The organism is Clostridia bacterium (assembly GCA_012841935.1).
In the GTDB taxonomy this organism is placed as follows: domain Bacteria; phylum Bacillota; class Peptococcia; order DRI-13; family DTU073; genus DUTS01.
On the sequence record DUTS01000120.1, the window covers coordinates 1 to 3,375 of the forward strand.

Below are 3,375 nucleotides of genomic sequence, written 5' to 3' on the forward strand. Positions count from 1 at the left end.
AATATGCCTGAAAATCCTTATAATGCTTTCCAAAGTCATGTAAAAGACCAATTAATTGACATATGCTTCCTAAACCAATTATTGAGCCCAGATCACGTGCTCGAAAGGCAACATTTAATAAATGTTCAATCAATGGCTGTGCCCTTTCCGGATAATTCTGATCATAATGAGCTAAAAGGGAAGTATATTTTAACAATAAATCTCATCCTTTCCCCCCAATCAACATTTCTACAAAAACTTCTTTTTTCCTGCAAAATTTTACAGATAATTCATAAAAAAATTAAGCCATAATTATGGCTTAAACTTCCCTTCTACCCGTTAGGGCCCTAGTTAAAGTCGCTATATCCGCATATTCTAAATCTCCACCTACAGGTATCCCGTGAGCAATACGCGTTACCCTCAATCCAAGAGGTTTTAATAATTTCAAAAGATAAAGAGCAGTAGTTTCTCCCTCCACATCCGGATTAGTAGCAAGGACTACCTCTTTAATTTTTCCTGTTTGCAAACGCTTTAAAAGCTCATTAATTTTTAAATCCCCAGGTCCCTTACCCTCAAGAGGTGAGATTCGTCCCTGAAGCACATGATATAATCCCTTATATTCTCAGGTTCTCTCAATGGCTAAAACATCTTGGGCCTCTTCCACTACACATATTTGAGATTGATCCCGCTGTTCATCTTGGCAAAGACGACAAGGTGTAATATCAGTTAAATTACAACAAACCGGACAAACAGTAATTTTTTCTTTTACATCTAAAAGGGCTTGAGCAAAATTCTTTACTTCCACCGGATTCATTTTATTCAACACATAAAAGGATAACCGTTGTGCCGTTTTAGGACCGATACCCGGCAAACGGGCAAACTGTTCCATTAAACGGGTTAATGCTTCGGCATATTGATACATAATGTCTAAAACAACCCCGGAATATTTAAACCACCGGTAGCTTTACCCATTTGTTCTTCAGCCAAATCCTGTACTTTACGTAAGGCTTCATTAAAAGCAGCCATTAGTAAATCCTCTATTAATTCACTATCTTCCGGATCTAAAATTTCCGGCTCCAAAGAAATATCCATAACTTCTTGTTTCCCATTCATAATAATTTTAACTACTCCCCCACCCGCAGTTCCTTCAACAGTCATTTCTGCAAGCTTCTCCTGTATCTTTACCATATCAGCCTGCATTTTTTGAACTTGTTTAAGCATTTTTTGCATATTTCCACCACCAAAACCCATTGCCTTTTCCTCCTTTATTGTTCTACACAACATTCTATTTTTAACACAACACCCAACAAATCCTGCAAAATCATTTCAACTACCTTTTTATTTTCTTCCATAGCTACCTGCTCACAATGAAATTGATAACCTTTTTTAAAACGTAAAACCAAACTTTCATCTTTAATTTCATGGGGCATGCATTCCATTAAAAAAGCATGTAAAGCTCTGCGAGAATTTTTAATTTGCTCCATAAGCTGTGGCCACTTTTCTTTAATCACAGATAAAAGAGGTGCTTCTTTTTTTTGTCTAGATTGCTGAACACGATAAATTAAATTTAATAATAATGTTTCCAAAACTACTTTTAAATTAGTATACCAACGACTTTGGCTCTCCACATAAGCTAAATGCTCCATAACCTCAAGCAGCCAAGCTGTTCCCAATTCTGTTGCCTGTTTTTTCATTTGGATTCGCATTTCACTAGACAATAACACTAATTCCGTTTCTTCACCACAAACCTGTAATAACAATAACTGATGTAAATAGTCCAATAAATCCTTAATTACCTGTCCGGGTTCAATGCCAGAATTCAAGACTTCAACAATAATTTTTAAAGTTTGGGCAGCATCCTGCTCATTAATAGCCTGTAAAAGAGCATACAATGTCTCCTGTTTAACTAAACCCAATACTTCATAGGCCTTTTCCAATGTCAGATGTTCATTTTCCAAGGAAAGACATTGATCCAAAAAACCGATTGCATCACGCAAACCACCCTCAGCCTTTTTAACTAATAAATCTAGGACCCCTTCCTCGGCAGTTACCTGCTGTGCATTTAAAATTTCTTTTAATCTTTCCTCAATTTTTTGTGGAGTAATTTTTTTAAAATCAAATCTTTGGCAACGAGATAAAATCGTTGCTGGTATTCTTTGGGGTTCGGTAGTAGCTAGAATAAAAAGAACGTGTACAGGAGGCTCCTCTAATGTCTTCAATAAAGCATTAAAAGCCTCTGTGGTGAGCATATGCACCTCATCAATTATATAAACCTTATATTTACCTTGGCTGGGCACAAAGTTTAATTTTTCTTTTAATTCCCGAATTTCTTCAATCCCTCGATTAGAAGCAGCATCAATTTCTAAAACATCTAAAGAACGCCCAGCTTGAACATCCAAGCAATTTTGACATTCACAACAGGGTTCTATCCCTTGGGGTGCTAAACAATTAACTGTTTTAGCTAAAATTTTAGCCAAACTTGTTTTACCCGTTCCACGAGGACCGGAAAATAAATAGGCATGTCCTATCTTTTTCTGAACTAAAGCATTACATATGGTATCCCGAATATGATCTTGACCTACTAAATCAGCAAATTTTTCCGGACGCCATTCACGGTATAAAACCCGGTAAGACAACTCCCTTTCACCCCATTCCCTTTCCTTTAGCATATATAAAAAGCGACCTTTAAAGCAAGCCGCCCCTCAAAAAATTAATGACCGTGCACCCGTCCTTGAATGTGCCTTCCGGACGTTACTCCGCCAGTTAGCTCCAATTAGGTTCCCCTACGGCACACGAAAGGTTTTGCTTACCGCTGCTTCCTTCCGGACCTGACGGAGTTCACAAATTTTCGTTGCGTAGGACCCAATCTTCAACACCACTTTTCGGAGGCAGACCCCACAAGGATAATCCTCAGACCGGGAATTCAATCCTGCTATAGCGGGTTGCAGGTTATAGGGCACCGCTACCTCCCCATCTAGCACGGTCAAAACTATTTAACTCTGCTACCTTCTAATAATACTTAAATTTCGCCTAATTGTCAAGAATACAGCTCTCCCTTGAAAGCTGTATTCTTGACAATCAACCAAAAGCAAAAATCCACACAGGAAAAATCCCGCTAATTCTTCTAAGAAAAAACAAGTCAGATCGCTTTCACAAACGATTTGACTTATTTAATTTCAATTATTACAAAGACTTCGACCCCTATCACGCCAGGGCTAAAAAATGCTCATACGCATTTTTTTACGCCCGTTCGAATCCTTTATTTATGGCGGAGAGAGAGGGATTCGCTCCGGGGTCTTCGACCCCTATCACGCCAGGGCTAAAAAATGCTCATACGCATTTTTTTACGCCCGTTCGAATCCTTTATTTTATGGCGGAGAGAGAGGGATTCGCTCC

3 protein-coding genes, 1 other RNA gene and 1 pseudogene are annotated in these 3,375 nt (G+C 38.4%); all 5 read right to left on the reverse strand.

What is annotated here, in order from left to right; translation table 11 throughout:
* Positions 1-196 (reverse strand): hypothetical protein (locus GX687_06655; GenBank protein HHX97116.1); only part of this gene is annotated, 196 nt, incomplete at its 3' end.
* 102 nt (positions 197-298) lie between these two features.
* Positions 299-901: pseudogene (gene recR / locus GX687_06660) on the reverse strand (recombination protein RecR).
* 5 nt (positions 902-906) lie between these two features.
* Positions 907-1,230 (reverse strand): YbaB/EbfC family nucleoid-associated protein, encoded by a 324-nt coding sequence (locus tag GX687_06665; GenBank protein HHX97117.1) that lies wholly within the window; start codon positions 1,228-1,230, stop codon positions 907-909.
* A gap of 14 nt (positions 1,231-1,244) precedes the next feature.
* Complete coding sequence (dnaX, locus tag GX687_06670) at positions 1,245-2,615, reverse strand: DNA polymerase III subunit gamma/tau (GenBank protein ID HHX97118.1); 1,371 nt, start codon at positions 2,613-2,615, stop codon at positions 1,245-1,247.
* An 81-nt stretch (positions 2,616-2,696) separates the two neighbouring features.
* An RNA gene (gene ffs / locus GX687_06675) (signal recognition particle sRNA large type) lies at positions 2,697-2,962 on the reverse strand.
* Positions 2,963-3,375: the final 413 nt, after the last annotated feature.

What these genes read in the sequence shown, in the direction of transcription:
- GX687_06665 (HHX97117.1), bottom strand. Translation starts at nt 1,230, where the DNA reads ATGGGTTTTGGTGGTGGAAATATGCAAAAAATGCTTAAACAAGTTCAA.